General features: G+C 38.1%; 19 protein-coding genes and 1 riboswitch. Of the genes, 5 read left to right on the forward strand and 14 right to left on the reverse strand.

The window, feature by feature from the left end; all coding sequences use genetic code 11:
- Positions 1-142: 142 nt before the first annotated feature.
- The 3 genes from tnpA to NXG62_RS03715 form a co-directional block, all read right to left on the reverse strand.
- A complete protein-coding gene (gene tnpA, locus NXG62_RS03705; protein WP_427113633.1) occupies positions 143-601 on the reverse strand; it encodes an IS200/IS605 family transposase in 459 nt (152 codons plus the stop codon).
- Positions 602-788: 187 nt separating this feature from the next.
- Positions 789-2,249 carry an amino acid permease gene (locus NXG62_RS03710; RefSeq protein WP_427113634.1) on the reverse strand — a complete coding sequence of 487 codons (1,461 nt, stop codon included), beginning with the start codon at positions 2,247-2,249 and terminating at the stop codon, positions 789-791.
- Positions 2,250-2,390: 141 nt separating this feature from the next.
- A riboswitch (glycine riboswitch) is annotated at positions 2,391-2,481 on the reverse strand.
- 1,159 nt (positions 2,482-3,640) lie between these two features.
- Positions 3,641-3,847 (reverse strand): cold-shock protein, encoded by a 207-nt coding sequence (locus tag NXG62_RS03715; RefSeq protein WP_427113635.1) that lies wholly within the window; start codon positions 3,845-3,847, stop codon positions 3,641-3,643.
- Between the two features lie 402 nt (positions 3,848-4,249).
- Between NXG62_RS03715 and NXG62_RS03720 the strand changes: the two genes are divergently transcribed.
- Positions 4,250-5,050 (forward strand): hypothetical protein, encoded by an 801-nt coding sequence (locus NXG62_RS03720; RefSeq protein ID WP_427113636.1) that lies wholly within the window; start codon positions 4,250-4,252, stop codon positions 5,048-5,050.
- 175 nt (positions 5,051-5,225) lie between these two features.
- Positions 5,226-6,047, forward strand: coding sequence for an undecaprenyl-diphosphate phosphatase (locus NXG62_RS03725; RefSeq protein WP_427113637.1), 822 nt, complete (start codon positions 5,226-5,228; stop codon positions 6,045-6,047).
- Between the two features lie 119 nt (positions 6,048-6,166).
- On the opposite strand, the gene NXG62_RS03730 is transcribed toward NXG62_RS03725, so the two are convergent.
- The 3 genes from NXG62_RS03730 to NXG62_RS03740 form a co-directional block, all read right to left on the reverse strand.
- Positions 6,167-6,340 (reverse strand): hypothetical protein, encoded by a 174-nt coding sequence (locus NXG62_RS03730; protein WP_176763015.1) that lies wholly within the window; start codon positions 6,338-6,340, stop codon positions 6,167-6,169.
- A 329-nt stretch (positions 6,341-6,669) separates the two neighbouring features.
- Complete coding sequence (locus tag NXG62_RS03735) at positions 6,670-6,852, reverse strand: LUD domain-containing protein (protein ID WP_427113638.1); 183 nt, start codon at positions 6,850-6,852, stop codon at positions 6,670-6,672.
- 41 nt (positions 6,853-6,893) lie between these two features.
- Complete coding sequence (locus NXG62_RS03740) at positions 6,894-7,619, reverse strand: DUF169 domain-containing protein (RefSeq protein ID WP_427113639.1); 726 nt, start codon at positions 7,617-7,619, stop codon at positions 6,894-6,896.
- A 435-nt stretch (positions 7,620-8,054) separates the two neighbouring features.
- Here NXG62_RS03740 and NXG62_RS03745 point away from each other — a divergent pair, with 435 nt between their 5' ends.
- From NXG62_RS03745 to dprA, 3 genes are read left to right on the forward strand one after another with little or no spacing between them, the layout of a single operon-like run.
- A complete protein-coding gene (locus NXG62_RS03745) occupies positions 8,055-8,420 on the forward strand; it encodes a YraN family protein (protein ID WP_427113640.1) in 366 nt (121 codons plus the stop codon).
- A 12-nt stretch (positions 8,421-8,432) separates the two neighbouring features.
- The gene (locus tag NXG62_RS03750) at positions 8,433-9,950 is read left to right on the forward strand and encodes a YifB family Mg chelatase-like AAA ATPase (protein ID WP_427113641.1); all 1,518 of its coding nucleotides are present in this window, start codon (positions 8,433-8,435) and stop codon (positions 9,948-9,950) included.
- Between the two features lie 4 nt (positions 9,951-9,954).
- On the forward strand, positions 9,955-11,073 hold the full coding sequence (dprA, locus tag NXG62_RS03755) for a DNA-processing protein DprA (RefSeq protein WP_427113642.1): 1,119 nt from the start codon (positions 9,955-9,957) through the stop codon (positions 11,071-11,073).
- Between the two features lie 24 nt (positions 11,074-11,097).
- On the opposite strand, the gene NXG62_RS03760 is transcribed toward dprA, so the two are convergent.
- The 8 genes from NXG62_RS03760 to NXG62_RS03795 all read right to left on the reverse strand — a co-directional run bounded on the left by NXG62_RS03760 (position 11,098) and on the right by NXG62_RS03795 (position 17,432).
- Positions 11,098-11,997 carry a CvfB family protein gene (locus NXG62_RS03760; RefSeq protein ID WP_427113643.1) on the reverse strand — a complete coding sequence of 300 codons (900 nt, stop codon included), beginning with the start codon at positions 11,995-11,997 and terminating at the stop codon, positions 11,098-11,100.
- A gap of 1 nt (position 11,998) precedes the next feature.
- Positions 11,999-12,352 (reverse strand): ribosome silencing factor, encoded by a 354-nt coding sequence (rsfS, locus tag NXG62_RS03765; protein WP_427113644.1) that lies wholly within the window; start codon positions 12,350-12,352, stop codon positions 11,999-12,001.
- A gap of 35 nt (positions 12,353-12,387) precedes the next feature.
- Complete coding sequence (locus NXG62_RS03770) at positions 12,388-13,383, reverse strand: LCP family protein (protein ID WP_427113645.1); 996 nt, start codon at positions 13,381-13,383, stop codon at positions 12,388-12,390.
- The gene (yqeK, locus tag NXG62_RS03775; RefSeq protein ID WP_427113646.1) at positions 13,384-13,983 is read right to left on the reverse strand and encodes a bis(5'-nucleosyl)-tetraphosphatase (symmetrical) YqeK; all 600 of its coding nucleotides are present in this window, start codon (positions 13,981-13,983) and stop codon (positions 13,384-13,386) included.
- Positions 13,956-14,582 carry a nicotinate-nucleotide adenylyltransferase gene (gene nadD / locus NXG62_RS03780; RefSeq protein WP_427113647.1) on the reverse strand — a complete coding sequence of 209 codons (627 nt, stop codon included), beginning with the start codon at positions 14,580-14,582 and terminating at the stop codon, positions 13,956-13,958. The genes yqeK and nadD overlap by 28 nt, the downstream gene beginning before the upstream one ends.
- A gap of 144 nt (positions 14,583-14,726) precedes the next feature.
- Positions 14,727-15,977 (reverse strand): glutamate-5-semialdehyde dehydrogenase, encoded by a 1,251-nt coding sequence (locus tag NXG62_RS03785; RefSeq protein WP_427114233.1) that lies wholly within the window; start codon positions 15,975-15,977, stop codon positions 14,727-14,729.
- 19 nt (positions 15,978-15,996) lie between these two features.
- Positions 15,997-17,127 (reverse strand): glutamate 5-kinase, encoded by a 1,131-nt coding sequence (gene proB, locus NXG62_RS03790; RefSeq protein ID WP_427113648.1) that lies wholly within the window; start codon positions 17,125-17,127, stop codon positions 15,997-15,999.
- Between the two features lie 11 nt (positions 17,128-17,138).
- Entirely contained in the window at positions 17,139-17,432 is a 294-nt protein-coding gene (locus tag NXG62_RS03795; protein ID WP_427113649.1) for a YhbY family RNA-binding protein, read from the reverse strand.
- Positions 17,433-17,446: the final 14 nt, after the last annotated feature.

Genomic DNA, 17,446 nt, shown 5'->3' on the forward strand with positions numbered 1-17,446 from the left:
TTTATATCTCCATATTATTTTAATAGAACAAAGCAAAACAATAATGATCCACCAGCTTAGCTGGTGGTTTTTCTTATGCGGCCTATAAGGCCTAGTCTACCAGCAGCGCTTTACAGCGCATGTTCGGTCCGTTACTTGCATATTATTTCCGGTTACCCGTAAACGGGTCTTCTAAATCTAATGTAAGCTGTTCGGACATTTCATCTTCTTTAAGTTGTTCGCGAATATAGGTAATTATCTTCTTCTCGTTTTTCCCTACGGTATCTACGTAGTATCCACGACACCAAAATTGTCGATTCCGGTACTTATATTTCATATTTCCCCATTTTTCATAAATCATCAGACTACTTTTTCCTTTGAGAAATCCCATAAAACTCGATATACTCATCTTGGGGGGAATTTCCAATAGCAGATGTACATGATCCGGGCATGCTTCTGCTTCTAGTAATGTCACTCCTTTCCACTGGCATAATTCTCGTAGTATTTGCCCTATTTCATATCGCTTTTGCCCATAAAATACTTGCCGCCGATACTTCGGCGCAAATACTACATGATATTTACAATTCCATTTACTGTGTGATAGACTGTGTGTGTCATTCATTGAATGACCTCCTTTAATGTGGATAGGTTTGCAGTTGACGGACCGCATTCTTATCTTACATTAAAGGTGTTTTGTTTTAAACCTTTATAGACTCATCGCTAAAGCTTTTTGGAACCCCTGGTCTAACCAGGGGTTTTCTAACTACAAAAAAGCCGCCAAATTCCATGGCGGCTTAAATAAACAAAATTTATTCTTTCGGACTGTTATCATCTTGTGATACGGCTTTACGATTAGAAGTTTCCATAGGACCGCTAAAAAGTCCTCCGGAAATAATACTGTGATTATAGCTATACCCAAAGTAAATAAACATCCCCAAAATAAGCCAGATAACAAAACGAATCTGTGTCACTTCCGGCAGCATCCAAATTAAGATACCGCAGAAAACGATCGCCAAAATCGGAACCAGCGGAACAAACGGGCACTTGAAGGCACGCGGGCGATCCGGTGCTTTTTTACGCAGTACAATGATTGCTGCGGCAACTATCATGAATGCACACAAAGTACCAATATTGGTCAATTCTGCAACTACCCCAATCGGTAAAAATCCGGCTACGATTGCCGTAATGATACCAATGATAAGTGAACTTCTGGCAGGAGTTTTGTATTTCTGATGAATATGACCAAACACCCCTGGAAGCAGTCCATCACGAGACATAACAAAGAGGATGCGGCTTTGTCCGAAAAGCATTACAAGCAATACCGAAGTTAACCCGCAAATCGCACCAACGGATACCACGGCAGCGCCCCAATGATATCCAACCTGCTGCAATGCAAACGCGACCGGAGCAGCCTGGCCCTTAAAATCAAGATACGGAACCATGCCGGTCAAAATACCAGAAACAATAATATATAACACAGTACAAATAATCAAAGATAAAATAATACCACGCGGCAAATCTTTCTGTGGGTTTTTAACCTCTTCAGCGGCTGTGGAAACAGCATCAAATCCTATATATGCAAAGAAAATTACAGAAGCACCGGAGAAGACGCCACTCCAGCCATACGGCATAAAGGGTTCCCAATTAGCCGGGTTAACATGGCCAAATCCTAACGCAATAAATAATAAAACCACAACTAATTTAATAGCAACAATTACATTATTAACCGCAGAGCTTTGGCGTACGCCCATAATATTAATCCAAGTAACAAGAGCAATAATAGCCATCGCCGGTAAATTAATAATCCCCCCCTCATACGGTGCTTTTACCAAAGCTACGGGAAGCGCAAAACCCAGATTAGTCATAATATTGGCAAAATATCCAGACCACCCAATAGCTACGGCTCCGATAGCAAACGCATACTCCAATATCAAATCCCAGCCGATGACCCATGCCCAAAATTCACCAAGTGCAATATATCCGTATGTATACGCACTTCCAGCAACCGGTACCATCGCCGCAAATTCGGAATAGCAAAGTGCCGCACAAGCGCAGGCAATAGCGGCAATAACAAAAGAAATGACAAGTGCAGGTCCGGAATAATCAGCAGCAGCGACCCCCGTCAATACAAAAATCCCCGTACCGATAATACAGCCAATCCCCAGCATAGTAAGGCCAAAAGTCCCCAGAACCTTGTTCATGCCGCCTTCCTTTTGAGTCTCTGAAATAAACTCATTGATACTTTTTGTCCTAAAAATTTTTTTAGTCATAATGCCCCTCCCCTATGTTTGTTACTTAAAATGTAAAAATAGCAAAAAACTTAATAAATGTGTGTAACAAACATGAAAAATATTTATAAAAAAACCTATCTTCAAAAAGCTGAAGACAGGTTGGTAAACAGGTGTGCGAAATACATCACCTCTGTCCTTTTGCCTGAGAGATAGAGAATATAATATTCCTTACACCTTCGGCTCCCACCAGGGACTCTCCAGAGTTATTTCGGCATACAGTATGATACAATGAATTGTCATTTTTATTCATCATAGACAAATATTTTCATTTCCATAGGGATGGGTTCATACACCGCCAAAGCACCATATAAAATTGTAAATAATTTAAATATAAATTAACTGTTCTTTATTATACTCTATTTTTAATTTTTGTAAAGTATAAACAATAAAATATATTAAAATTAATATATTTTATTGTTTTAAAATTAAAAAAATTATATAAATAACTTTTTCAGTTAAATATTATATATTCAATATGCAATATATATATTACAAGCGGTAATTAAACTTTATCTTTTAAAGTCGTCATTTATTAAATCATTTTTATAATTACGACTACATAAATAATATAATTTAAAATATTCTAACTTATTCTAAAAAATAACTTATATTTAAAAAAACACATACTTCCGTACAATTCAAATTTGATAATCAATACACGCTTGTCATCCTTAGACATACAAAAAAAATTTATCAGAAGACAACGCTTTTTTTATATCATTTGTATTACATATAATATTAATATTTTCTTGTGAAATTAAGATTATTAAGGTTATTTATTTTTTCCCAGAGCAAATCACAGTAGTTTTCACAATCATGCTGCAGTTCCCCTTATAGAGGGTATCATGTGACATACTGTATGTACTAATCACGTAACAACTATCTCCTTACAGCAACATCCTAATCCCGGATTGATACATATAACAATAGGTGTCAAATAAGTCTATAACTAAAGCAAAAAAATCTCGACGGACTTTCTGTTTATTTTCTTGCTGAGAATAGAAAATATATTTTGACATCAAATACTGCATTTATTATAGGTTTGTATTTATCATCTTCCGTCATGTACCTTCTGTAGTATTTTCGTATTTGTATATTTTCATAAATAAAAATCTCATTTCACTGCCAATAAATACACGTCAACAATGTATGTGAAATTTTCAATCTCACTTTTTTGCCTTTATTTCAGATACTGTACATTGTAATTATTATAAACATATACACTGAAAAAAAACATCTAAATAGTGTTCATCGTCAATTCTTGATTTATTACATTACAACAAACAAAAAAGTCCCCGTCTAAGGCAGGGACTTGTACAATAATCTACAACTTGTATTACAAAAAAATCAATTAAAAATACTATAATTAATTATTTTACATTTACAGCTTTAAATCTGGATTTGTTTTTAGGGTCTGCTTCAACGTCAAACGTTACTTTTTGATCTTCATGAAGAGTCTTAAACCCATCGGACATAATTGCCGAAAAATGAACAAACACATCCGCGCCTCCGTCATCGGGAGTAATAAAACCAAATCCTTTACTTTCATTAAACCATTTTACTGTACCAGTAGCCATTATAATTCCTCCTAAATAAAAAAAACAAAACAAAATAGCTCACATAAATTTATAAATTATTGTACATAGAATAATCTTACAAATTTATGTGAGCTATACTTTACAATTTACAATTCACATTGTAACAAAGTATTGCGTTCTTGTCAAATTTTTTTTGTGTGTTCACACTAACTATACACACCTGTTTTATCTTTACAGATTTTTAGGTTATAGATGGTGTAACGTAAAATAACTTCTCTTTGCCTTTCAATAACTATATTTTGAAAGTACTTTTTATTGCCATACTGTCAACAAAATAGATTATTTAGGCAAATTGTAACATGGATGTCATTGAATTGTGACAATTACCGTGTATAGTACAGATAGTACTTAAAGTATAGAAATAATAAAGGAGTGAATAGTATGAAAACAACGCTCGCTTTGCGACAAAAACTTTTAACAACTTTATTGGCCGGCACCGCGGTTGCCGTATTAACTACTGCTTCATTTATCCCGGTCTCGGCAAATGATGATATGGCTTCCGGTTCCGATACCCCTACTATTACCACAACTGCACCTGCCCATCATAACCCAATGCAGCACCGCATGGCTGCCATGATCCAGGAAGGAAAAATTACCCAAGACCAAGCAGATAGTCTCCATGCTGCTATGCAGGAATTTCATCAGCAGATGAAAGCGGATCATCAAAAATTTATGGCACAATTACCGGATAAAACCGGGATTGATGCCGCTGTCTTAAAAGAAATCCTTCCTCCCATGCACGGCCATCACCATCCCGGTCACATGAAGCAACACATGGATCAGCTCGTACAGCAGGGAACCCTTACCCAAGACCAAGCCAATACTTTAGAAACTTCACTTCGTGATTTCCATCAAAGCCAGAAAGAAGAACAGATGACAGCACGAAAAGAATTTATGGCGCAGTTGCCGGATAAGACAGGAATCTCCAAAGAAACGTTACAGAAGGTTTTTCCTACTCCGCCGATGCGGATGAAACAACACATAGATACGATGGTCCAAGAAGGAAAAATCACGCGTGGTCAGGGAGACAAGTTAGAAAGTGCCATGCATGATTTCCACCAAAAAGAACAGGCAAAATGGAAAACATTTATGAATCAGCTGCCTGATAAAACAGGAATTTCCAAGGAAACATTAAAAGAACTTTTCCACCATCCGTCACCTATGCCTTCTCCTGAAAACTAACAAACGTAAAAAAAACAAGGAACCTCTTCACAGAGATTCCTTGTTTTTATGCTGTCGAGTTTACGCCTGCCGTATCAATTTACATATATTTTACTTTACTGCGATTGACAGTATGACATCTATCTTCTATCATAAGTAAAGCTTTTACATTGACCTCATACAAGGAGTGTTCTCCATGGACTTTTTACAAACAGTTATTTTAGCAATTGTACAGGGAATGACCGAACTATTCCCCATCAGCAGCGTCGCACACAGCGTACTGACTCCATATGTATTCCATTGGCAACTGGACAATATTTTTTTAAAAGAACATTTCCTGCCTTTTGTTGTCATGCTTCATTTAGGAACAGCCATTGCCTTGTTTTTGTTTTTTGGCAGTGATTGGACAGGTATTGTCCGCAGTATAGCAAAAAAAGATAAACAAAATCGAAAACTATTATATTTAATTATTGCTGGTTCTATTCCAGCCGCTCTAATCGGTTTTTTTTTAGAACATGCATTACGCGGTATTTTCAGCAGTGTCGTAAATGCCGGCTTTTTCTTAATGATAAACGGCTGTCTTTTATATTGGGGAGAAAAAATACGCAAACACGGTAAAAAAGAAATTAATGACTTGACTTACAAAGAAGCCTTGATTATCGGAGCCTTTCAGTCCCTTGCCTTAATTCCTGGGTTCTCGCGTTCGGGTGCTACCATAACTGCCGGATTTGCCGCAGGATTAAAACATGAAGAATCTGTCCGTTTTTCGATGTTATTAGCAACCCCTATTATCATTGGTGCCGGTATTCTGGAGGTTCCCAAATTAATGGTTACGGGTATGGGTGATCTCTTCTGGATTGCTGTCATGGGCGGCATTGTCTCCGGATTAGCTGCATTTTTCAGTGTCTGGATTATGATGAAATGGTTTCATAAAAATGAAATCACCGCTATGAGGCCATTTGCGTTTTATTGTTGGATTATTGGCGCTTGTGTGTTATTCACTTCTTTTTGCTTATAGTCAAAGCTTGTATTCATATAATAAATAATTTTATGCTTATCTCTCATATTTCTCAATATAAACAGCGCGTGAATTCCGAGTTGTACGTCTATATTAAAACTGCTGCAGGAGCCTTCTTCCTAAATATTATTCAACATTCTCATAAGCATTTCGACCATCGCATCTGCTTCGAACAAGCGCATACTGACAAATAACCCTATCATCAATATCCGTTTTCCAACTACTTTTCTGAAACAGGACGAAACAATCATAGAAAAAATATGGGATGTATCCTTTACAATTTGCAAGATCATTAGCACCTTCTCTCACTGTACCCGCCTATCCATTCTTATCTAAACAAACCACTCGCTTACAGATAAAACATATACCCCTAAATACCAGACACATCACTTCTTAAATATACTAATTTTGCAGCAAGACGTATCCTTCATGACCGACTGCATAGATTATAAAGTTAACGTCTCTGTTATGTATTATACCATAAAACGCAAGATATTTTACTTCAAATTTATTAATATCCTTATCTTTTCTTATGTTATTATATAAAAACATAAGTTAGTTTATTTTATATACAAAATAAACTAACTTATATCTCAAAATTCTTACATATTACACAAAAAATTCATTTTGACGATACCCTGCTATTTAAATTAATACGATATGCTACTATAATTACTTGATCCGGTCCATATATCATTGCCGCGGTTCTGCTGCCATTGCCATCAATATTATACAATTCTCCTTCTTCGGTTACTGCATTTGTACTATATAAAAATGTGTCTGCAATAAACGTTTTTCTATACATTTTATTTTTATATCATTATTATCTATAGTTTATTGTAATACCTATTTATTCTTGATTCTCTGCCACAATCTTTTTTCAAGGAAACTTCCGGTTACATGTTGTTCCATTTCAACAAACATAGCATAAGGAACAGCAAAAGATACGATATCCGAATCCAACATAGGCCGCACTGTAATATCGGTCAATCCTACCACCGCTCTTGGATTCTTTTTCTGTGATTCCGCATACGGTATAAGAAAAATAGATTGACAGCCAGAACTTTGTGGAATTATAACATTTTCATTCCCCGATCCGTAATAATTAGCCATTACGATAAGTGCTGATAACTGATCATTATTAACACCAAAAATACATAATACAGGTCGTTCTTCATCTGTATTAACTTGTGACAATGGCTTAAAAATAACATATTGATATGATATGTCTGTAATGGGCAAGCATTCAACAAAGTTTTTACCAAGTTCCGGTGTTTTTATACATCCCCCTCTTTCAAACTGTCTCGTTTTTTCTGTCGTCAAAAAATACGCAACTCCCTCAGGATGATTCGGAAATGTTCCAAAACCTAATCCGGCTATGGCATCAGAACACAGGTTAGTTTTTCGTTCAAAAACAGAGGATTTTCCTTTCATTGCTGCAATAAACAGAGAAATAATACAGTTTTTAATACCTTCCTTACTTTGCAGTGCATATTCTGGCTTTTTATTGCTAAGCAAAACGGCCACTGGTTCATAACGCAATGCCAATGCTTCGATTAATTTACTTTTCATGTAATCAATCCCTCTTTTTCTATTTTTGCCTTTTCCTTACTACACTACTTCCCGCAATGGCTAACAGGAAAAGAACTCAAGATATCATAAAAACAAGAAAGTACTGAAACTCATTTACACTGCTATCATACTGCAAATACGAATGATGTTCCTTTACCACCTTTCTTTACTTTCATACACCCAATACTTATTTATTCTTTTATACAAAACATATTATAATTCAGACTGCTTACGACGTCTATGAGCTTATTCAAAGAGTAAAGAAACTGTGAAATAAGTGTCACATAATTGCCATAATTACATTCTTAATTTAATTTTAATCGATAAGAAATCTTTCTTCGTTTTTTTAATTTTATTTTTATAACGAAACTATATTCTTTTAATAATTGCTTGATATAGTGTATTGTATATTCATAAAGAAAGGATTTTCAGGAAATGAAAGATAAAGAACTGGGAAACATCGGAGAATCATTAGCAGTCAAATATCTCCGAAAACAGGGGTACGGTATTCTCATTAAAAACTTTCGGACACGTATCGGCGAAATAGATATTATCGCACAAAAAAGTAACATGATTATTTTTATAGAAGTAAAAACCCGTATTTCTTTTCAATACGGCTGTCCAGCCGAAGCCGTTGGATATCGTAAACAATGTAAATTAAAAAAAGTTGCTGAAGGATATTTAACCCAGAAAAACAGTTGGAACACCCCTTGCCGATTTGACGTAATAGAAGTGATCGCAGCAACTGACAAAAGCTACCGCATACATCACATCAAAAACGCATTTATCGTTTCCTATTAGAAAGGAATACTTATGTTTGCATGTATACACGGAGCTACAACATTAGGACTCCACGGCAATATCATTAAAGTAGAAACAGATATTTCAAACGGACTTCCTGCTTTTGAAATTGTAGGTCTGGCAGCTACTTCCGTTAAAGAATCCAAAGAACGAGTACGTTCTGCTATGAAAAATTCCGCATATGATTTTCCTATGCGCCGAATAACAGTAAATCTGGCTCCAGCCGATTTAAAGAAGGACAGCGCCGGCTTAGACACCGCTATTGCCATCGGCATTATGGTATCCAGCGGTCAAATTGCTGCTGACAAAACTACTGGTTCTTTATTTATCGGAGAACTGTCATTAGACGGACATCTGCGCCCTGTTACAGGTGTTCTTTCTATGGTCCTGCAAGGTATGTATGAAGGATTTAAACAGGTATATGTCTGTCCTGAAAATACGACGGAAGCGCTTCTTTGCGAAAATATGAATATCTATAGTGTCTCTACTTTTTGTGAAATAATTAATCATCTCAATGGTCTTTCCCCGCTTACTCCTGCTGTCCGAGCAAAGGAACTGCTGACGGTTCCAGAATATAATGTTGATTTTTCAGAAGTACAAGGTCAATATACAGCAAAAAGGGCCTTAGAAATTGCGGCAGCCGGTGGGCACAATGTATTGATGATAGGTACCCCGGGAGCGGGAAAAACCATGTTGGCCAAACGGATTGCCACTATACTTCCGCCGATGAATATACAGGAATCATTGGAGGTTACAAAAATATACAGCGTAGCCGGACTTTTTCAACAAGTTGACATGTTGACAGAACGACCTTTTCGCAGTCCGCACCATACGATTTCTACTGCCGGGCTTATAGGCGGCGGTACAATTCCTAAACCGGGCGAAGTTACTCTAAGCCATAATGGAGTATTATTTCTTGACGAATTTCCGGAATTTCCCCGATCTGTTTTAGAGGTTCTCCGACAACCACTGGAAGATGGAATAGTGAATATAGCGCGTGTAAATGCAACATTGTCTTATCCTGCTCGTTTTATGCTTATCGCTGCCATGAACCCCTGCCCCTGTGGCTATTTAGGTGATAAAGACAGAGAGTGTACTTGTACGGCTGGCGAAATTCGTCGATATATTCGAAAAATATCAGGACCGCTTCTTGACCGCATTGATCTCCACGTACAAGTACAACGTCCTCAATACACCGAACTGACATCAGAACTACCGCAAGAAAAATCCGATTGTATACGTGAGCGCGTATTAAAAGCACGCCGTTTGCAAGAGACAAGACTGCATAGTTACCATATTGCCTGTAATGCGCATATGAGTCATCGAGCTCTTAAAGAAACATGCCCTATGACCAAAGAAGCACAAAAACTTCTTCATGCCTCATTTGATAAACTAAAACTCAGTGCCCGAAGTTATGACCGCATCATAAAGGTATCACGCACAATTGCCGATTTAAACAGCAGTGCCGTTATTGAAGATATACATGTCGCCGAAGCGTTAAGCTATCGCAACAATTTGCAAAGGATGTAAAACAATGACAAATGAACAACTCTATACTGCCGCTTGGCAATCATTATCTTTTATAGGTCCCAGCGGCGTACGTAAATTAGTCAATTATTTCGGTTCTGCGGAAAAAGCTTGGAATACAGCAGACAAAGAAATTTTTAATATACTGCATCATTGCATAGAAAAACAATTAAAAATTTCACAGGAAAAAAAGTGTTTTGACTGGGACCGTTTTTTAACCCATATAAATCAGCTTAATTTACAGATAATTAGCTATCAGGATGTGGAATATCCCCTACTTTTATCACAAACCTACAATCCTCCTGCTGCGTTATTCTATCGTGGAACGTTACCTGTCAACATTAAAAGTGTGGCAATCGTAGGGTCTCGCCGTTGTACTCCATATGGTAAGAATGCAGCACTCCATATTGCACAAAATCTGAGTGCTCAGGATATCACGATCATAAGCGGCGGTGCACGAGGAATAGATACATCGGCACATATAGGAGCATTGCAGGAAGAAAAACCAACTATCGCAGTTATGGCCTGCGGTCTTCATACATGGTACCCTCCTGAAAATAAACGATTATTTCAGGATATATTGGATATGAAAGGTGCAATTATATCTGAATATGCTCCGGGAATCGAACCGCTGCCACAACATTTTCCAGCTCGCAACCGTATTATCAGTGGATTGGCCCGCTGTGTCATCGTCATAGAGGCTGCCAAACGGAGCGGTTCCTTGATAACCGCGGATTTTGCTTTGGAAGAAGGACGCGACGTATTTGCTGTACCCGGCAGTATATTTTCCAAAACCAGTGAAGGTACAAATGAGTTGCTGCGCATCGGAGCTATTCCACTAACCAAAACAGATGACCTATTAAACGAATATGGCTGGAATTCCAGTATATCTATAGATTCACCACCAGATAAGCATAACTATATGTCTCTCACGTTGCTGGAAAATACACTTTTAAAGTTCATTTCTTATGACGAAGCGTTATCCCAAGATGATCTTATTGTACGTTCTCAAATAGATGCCGGTACCATCAGCCGCACGATAACCACACTTATTATAAAGGGATTTATATGGGAAGATAGTACAGGCCGTTACATACGTTCCCCTCATAACAAAGAACTGCAGTAAATATAAATTTACTGCAGTTCTTTGTTATGATATCTCTATATTCCCTTTATCCTCATCTGTTTCAGTCGAAGGTATCAAATATGTCCAACCATCTTCCTGCTTTATTTTTTTTTCTTTCATAAGATGTCCTATCGCTCTTTTAAAAGCCGCTTTACTTAAGCCAAATTTTGTTTTAATAACAGCAGGGGCTGTTTTATCTCCATAAGGGATCTTTCCCTTTCTTTCTACTAAAAAAGCAATAATTTTATCACAATCATCCTGCATAGCATTTTCTTTTGTAGGACGCAATGAAATATTAATACGGCCATCTTCACGCAAATAGGTAATACGGCCTTTTATCATTTGTCCTATCAATATAGGACGGGTAAATTCACTGCGATGTAAAAAAGCAATCCATCGTTCCCGTGTCATGAGATAGGCCCCTTGATCGGTCATATTATATACGGCACCTTCTACCCAGTCACCGACTTTAGCATCTGCAGCAGCCTTGGAAGCCCGCCGCATTTCATCTTCCACTTCCATAGACACTGCCAAACGATGAGATTTGTCTTCATACAATTTGACCCATACGTATTCACCCTCTTTAGGACGTCCTTTCATTTCTGCAAAAGGCATAAAAATCCCTCGTTCTGTCCCTACATCAACAAAAGCTCCAAATCGAGTAGTATTAATAACAGGAGTATACCCAATCTGTCCTACCTTAATTTTAGGCAAGTTCATACTGGCAGTCAATCGGCCTGCCGGGTCGTGATATAAAAATACCGTAACGATATCCCCCACATTTACAGGTTTTGTCTGCTGGTTCTTATGCAAAAGAATATCATCATTTGTATTGCCCGTACCTCCGTTCAAAAAAGCTCCCATTTCTCCTAAACGGAGTACCTCTAAAGAAACAATACTGTTTTCTTGTAATGTTTCTGCCATCTTATTCACCTGCGAACGCAATGCGTCCGGCATCACACCACAAATTATCTAAATCATAAAAGCTGCGGTCTTCTTCCGTAAATATATGTACAATCATATCCCCCGTATCAAGAAGTATCCAACGGCCTGATCGGTAACCTTCTACATGCCGAACTTCCATTTCATTGTTTTTAAGCTGTTCTTCCACATAGTCAGCAATACTTTGTGTTTGTCGGATATTCTTAGCACTGCAAATCAAGAAATAATCGGCCATGATAGAGGTGTTTTTCATATCCAGTATCGTGATATTCATTCCTTTTTTATCATATGCTGCCTGCGCCGCTATTTCATAAGATTTTTTTTGTTTTTCTGTCATTAGTTAACTCCCTTTCAATAACCATACGTGTAAAATTATTTATTATCTATATTTTTTACTGCATTGGGATCCGTAGCTATAGCATTATTGGAATTTCCCAGTATTTTCTGCACATTAATCGGATCATATGACCAGTACATCTGGTCTTTTATCTTAGAATATTCGCCTGGCAAGATATAAAAAGTAATATTCGAAACAGGTGTATCTTTAAATATATATGCTAATCCAGCTATTTCTTTAGCTGAAATATTAGAATCTACATTTTTCCAATACCTGTACATACGGAACATGTTTGTCACACCAAAATGTTTTTCCATTTCCGTATAAAAAAGTTTTACAAAACGTTCCTGACGCTGTACCCGCGGCAACTGTCCGTCTTGATCTACATAACGCATATATCCCAGCGCTTTATCCCCATCCAGATGCTGATACCCCTGCCGGAGATCAATATCGGTAGTACCTTGCTGATCTTCATGATACATATCTCGTTCCACATAGATAGATATTCCATTATTCTCATTCATCAGTTTTTTAAATGAATCCTGCGTCAATACAACATAATAAGGAATAGGAATATGGAAAATATCTTCTACTACAGCTTGCGTCAGTTTTAACCCGCCTTCACTGTAAATATCGGCCAATCGTTGATTACCTTTTTCCTGACGGCCTTCTATCTTTGTATTATCGGGAAGCATGATAAAATCAATATGTTTTTTCTCTTTATTGACAGCTGCTAAAGCAACAAAGTTGGCTTGGCGTGGAGTTTTATCATCCACCCCGACAAGAAGTACATATAAAGGAATATCCGGACTAACCTGTGTGAAAGAATCAGAAGAACCATTTTGAACAGCGTCAATTCGGTTTTGCAACTGTGTATTCCTGGTTTGACTATATCGCTGATATGCTGTCACCATCATCCAAATAACCGCAGCAAAGACTAAAACGACTATCAGTATTCTTTTGATATTGCGCTTTTTCTTTGGCAAATTCGATTGATAGCGCCGGTGTCGTGTCTTTTTTTTGCGTTCCATCTATCTGCACTCCCTATTACATTTTTCCATATATTCAATCAGACTATTGCGAAAGCGAACTGTACCTACATAAATCTGCTTTCTCTGTTCCAATAAATGTGAGATTGTCAAATCAAATCCATACAAAACCGCCTGATCCAAATTTTTTACTGCCATTTCTCGCAATCGCTGCACACCGTTAAAATTACGACTCTTTTCAATATAATCGGCAAGAAACACAATTTTTTCCAACACACTCATATGCAAGGCTCCGGTCGTATGATGAGCTATCGCCGCTAAAATATCGGCATCGTGAACATTGTATTTTTCTTTAGCAATCGTTACTGCTGCATAACCATGCAGCAAACTTCCAACAGCTGTAATTTCAGGAGGAAGTTGGTCTCCAAAAGAGCGTTCAGCTAGCTGCTGCATTTCTGACAATTTTAATTCTTTAGCACTGTCGTGCAACAGTCCTGCTAATTCTGCTTTATCTAAATCACTACCATAGCGTTCCGCCAATTCTCTAGCTGCTGCCGCAACTCCTAATACATGTGTATATCTGTTTTTTGAAAGAATCGCTGTCAAGTCATTTTTTATTCGTGTTTTACATTTTTCATACATAAATAAACCTCATTTTTAATGATATAATCTCGAACTTTACTGGGAAGTAAATATCGGACAGACATGCCATGCTGCAGGCGATATCGAAGTTCCGTAGAAGAAAGCTCCATCGTCGGGACTTCCAGTTTATGAATATGTCTGCCTAATTCTCCAAAATATGCAATAATATTATCAATAGTTTCCGTTCCGTCAGGACGTGTAGCTCCTACAAACTCACAAAGATCCAATACTTGTTCCGGGTTATTCCAGTTAGGCAGATCTTGTATCGTATCCGTACCGCATATAAAAAAAAGATGACAAGATATACCATATAATTTTTTCAAATAACGAAGTGTATCAATGGTGTAAGAACATCCTTTACGCTGAATTTCTATATCACTTACCATAAAATACGGATTATCACAGGTAGCCAGCCGCGTCATTTCCAAGCGCTGTTTCGCTGCCGCTCCTGTCATATCTTTATTCGGTGTAATATAGGAAGGAATAAAAATCACTTTTTCCAATCCATAATGCTGTCGTGCTTCTTCGGCAATCATCAAGTGTCCCAAATGTATAGGATTAAAGGTACCGCCCATGATTCCGATTTTACGTATATCCATGATATAGGTATATTCCTCCCCAAACTACTATCAATACCATCAGAAACAGCAATAAAAACAAGGCATAATGTTTGTACTCATACTGTGTTTTAGGTGAACTCGCATACTGACGAAACGTACGTATATAACCGCGTATAAGCGACATCATGTACGGATCTGCCCTTGGCCATGAATGATATATTTGTAACTGACTAAAGCCTCCAATCCCATAGGACCGCGAACATGAAGTTTCTGTGTACTAATTCCGATTTCGGCACCAAATCCGAATTCGAAACCGTCTGTATAGCGAGTCGAAGCATTAACATATACCGCCGCTGCATCTACTTCCCGTAAAAAACGTTCAGCAGCTGCCGTATCTTCTGTCACAATAGCCTCCGAATGCTTTGTTCCATATCTTCTGATATGTTCCATGGCTTCATCCATAGAAGTTACTGTTTTTATTGACATGATCAACGCATTATATTCTTGTCCCCAATCTGTATCATTAGCAGCTTTGACACCTGTGCCTGCCTTTTGAGCCAGTATGTCGCCACGCATCTCTACATTTTGTTTTTGTAAAACAGGAGTAAGTCTTTGTAAGAAATCCTCTGCTATATCTGCATGGACAAGAAGAGTTTCCATCGAATTGCAAGTAGAAGGGCGTGACACTTTTGCATTTTCTACAATACGTACCGCCATATCAAGATCCGCTTGCTTATCAACATAAATGTGACATACCCCGCTTCCTGTTTCAATTACCGGCACTTTGGCAGTACGCACAACCATCTGAATAAGCCCGGCACCGCCGCGCGGAATCGCTACATCAATATATTGACGCAGTGTCAACAGTTCTTCTACCAAAGCTCTATCCGTATTTTCCAATAGTGCTGCACTATCCGGATTAAGACCTGCCTGCTGCAGACCTTGTTTTAAAATACGTACAAGAACAGTATTAGAATGGATAGATTCACTGCCGCCTCGTAAAACGCAAGCATTTCCTGATTTAATGCAAAGAGCAGCTGCATCAACAGTGACATTAGGGCGTGATTCGTAAATCATTGCAACAACGCCAAGTGGAACGGTCACTTTGGTAATTCTCAGTCCATTCGGACGACATATTTCTTTTAACGAGATATGTGCGGGATCGTGTAAATCAACAACTTGCCGTACACCAACCGCCATATCCTCTATACGGCTTTTTGTCAGTCTCAATCGATCAAGCATCGCTTCCGACATGCCGCGTGTCCGTGCATGTTCTATATCCTGCATATTAGCTGCAATAATATCATCTGTATTTTTTTCTAATAATTCTGCAATGTATATCAATGCTTTATTTTTCTGTTCTGTGGATGCTATTCCTATTTCCCGCGAAGCTGCTTGAGCTGCTTTCGCCTTAATGACCACTTCCGATTCCATCATTCTATCCTCCTTTATACTATTGCATGACAACAAGATTGTCGCGATGGATAACTTCTTCATAGCATCCATCATGTCCTAAGATATCCGAAAGCTTAGTAGTTCGGACGCCTTTGATACGCTGTACATCACCACTATCATAATTGACAATTCCCTTAGCAACAACTAATCCGTCGTATGAAACCTCGATAATATCTCCTTCACCAAAATCACCTATAACATCTACTACGCCCACTGGCAAAACACTTGATCCATGTTCTACAATAGCATCACGGCACCCTTTATCAACAATAATAGATCCATGTATCCGTAATCCCGATACGAGCCATCGTTTTTTTGTATGAAGATTGGTATCCTTAGCCTTAAATAAGGTTCCCGTCACTTCACCATCACAAATACGGCGAATAATATCCATTTCACTTCCGGAAGCAATGACCATATCCACGCCGGAAGCCGTAGCAATAGCTGCTGCCTGAATTTTTGTATACATGCCGCCTGTTCCGCGGCTTGTCCCAGCGCCCCCTGCGATGTCATAAATATGTTTGTTAATTTCATCAACTTGAGAAATAACGGATGCCGCTGTATGCGTCAGTGGATTCGCGGTATACAGCCCATCCACATCAGACAGAATAATTAACAGATCTGCATCCACAATGGATGAAACGATAGCAGATAAGGTGTCATTGTCCCCAATTTTCAATTCGTCTATAGCCACCGCATCATTTTCATTGATAACCGGGATAACTCCCATATCCAATAGGGTAAGCAATGTATTGCGCAAATTCATAAAATTTTTTCGGTTATATGAATCCATACGGGTCAATAATATTTGTCCTACCGTTTGGCCGTAATCACGAAACATCTTTTCATAAATATTCATTAATATACCTTGTCCAACAGCAGCCAATGCCTGCTTTTCCCGCATATTCTGCGGGCGCTCTGATAATCCAAGTGGAGCCATACCTGCACTGACAGCAGCAGAAGTAACTAAAATCATCTGTTTTCCTTGATTCTGCAAATCAGCAATTTCCATAACCAATTTCTCAATGCGATGATAATTTAATTTACCTGACGCATGTGTCAGCGTACTTGATCCAATTTTTATTATAATGCGGTTTTTATGAATAAAACCTTCGCGTATATCTGTCATGTATACCATCCTTACTCTTGGATGAAATCATAATGTGACTTTTCCTTCTTTTTTTTAAACAGTATTCCATAATGGCCGATAATCTGAACAAGTTCAGCTCCCAGCATATCTGCAAGTTCAGTCATGGTCTCCTTAGTATCAAGGCTGGCATTATTAAGTACATGTGCCTTAATAAGTTCCCGAGCCGTAATAGCCGCTCGTGCACTGTCAATGACAGCATCCGTCAATCCATCTTTACCTATCTGTACTACTGCCGTCATAAGACTCGCCATGGCTTTCAGCTGCCGTTTATCTTTCCCTATCATCTATTGTACCCTCC

Origin of the sequence: Megasphaera sueciensis (genome assembly GCF_050219315.1) — a bacterium.
Taxonomy (GTDB): domain Bacteria; phylum Bacillota; class Negativicutes; order Veillonellales; family Megasphaeraceae; genus Megasphaera_A; species Megasphaera_A sueciensis.

Coding starts and splice junctions, on each gene's coding strand:
- NXG62_RS03750 (WP_427113641.1), top strand. CDS start 8,433: ATGTTTGCATGTATACACGGAGCTACAACATTAGGACTCCACGGCAAT.
- yqeK (WP_427113646.1), bottom strand. CDS start 13,983: ATGTATGAAAAATGTAAAACACGAATAAAAAATGACTTGACAGCGATT.
- tnpA (WP_427113633.1), bottom strand. CDS start 601: ATGAATGACACACACAGTCTATCACACAGTAAATGGAATTGTAAATAT.
- NXG62_RS03715 (WP_427113635.1), bottom strand. CDS start 3,847: ATGGCTACTGGTACAGTAAAATGGTTTAATGAAAGTAAAGGATTTGGT.
- NXG62_RS03770 (WP_427113645.1), bottom strand. CDS start 13,383: ATGGAACGCAAAAAAAAGACACGACACCGGCGCTATCAATCGAATTTG.
- NXG62_RS03720 (WP_427113636.1), top strand. CDS start 4,250: ATGAAAACAACGCTCGCTTTGCGACAAAAACTTTTAACAACTTTATTG.
- NXG62_RS03745 (WP_427113640.1), top strand. CDS start 8,055: ATGAAAGATAAAGAACTGGGAAACATCGGAGAATCATTAGCAGTCAAA.
- dprA (WP_427113642.1), top strand. CDS start 9,955: ATGACAAATGAACAACTCTATACTGCCGCTTGGCAATCATTATCTTTT.
- NXG62_RS03730 (WP_176763015.1), bottom strand. CDS start 6,340: ATGATCTTGCAAATTGTAAAGGATACATCCCATATTTTTTCTATGATT.
- proB (WP_427113648.1), bottom strand. CDS start 17,127: ATGACAGATATACGCGAAGGTTTTATTCATAAAAACCGCATTATAATA.
- nadD (WP_427113647.1), bottom strand. CDS start 14,582: ATGGATATACGTAAAATCGGAATCATGGGCGGTACCTTTAATCCTATA.
- NXG62_RS03785 (WP_427114233.1), bottom strand. CDS start 15,977: ATGGAATCGGAAGTGGTCATTAAGGCGAAAGCAGCTCAAGCAGCTTCG.
- NXG62_RS03740 (WP_427113639.1), bottom strand. CDS start 7,619: ATGAAAAGTAAATTAATCGAAGCATTGGCATTGCGTTATGAACCAGTG.
- NXG62_RS03735 (WP_427113638.1), bottom strand. CDS start 6,852: ATGTATAGAAAAACGTTTATTGCAGACACATTTTTATATAGTACAAAT.
- NXG62_RS03710 (WP_427113634.1), bottom strand. CDS start 2,249: ATGACTAAAAAAATTTTTAGGACAAAAAGTATCAATGAGTTTATTTCA.
- NXG62_RS03725 (WP_427113637.1), top strand. CDS start 5,226: ATGGACTTTTTACAAACAGTTATTTTAGCAATTGTACAGGGAATGACC.
- NXG62_RS03760 (WP_427113643.1), bottom strand. CDS start 11,997: ATGGCAGAAACATTACAAGAAAACAGTATTGTTTCTTTAGAGGTACTC.
- NXG62_RS03795 (WP_427113649.1), bottom strand. CDS start 17,432: ATGATAGGGAAAGATAAACGGCAGCTGAAAGCCATGGCGAGTCTTATG.
- rsfS (WP_427113644.1), bottom strand. CDS start 12,352: ATGACAGAAAAACAAAAAAAATCTTATGAAATAGCGGCGCAGGCAGCA.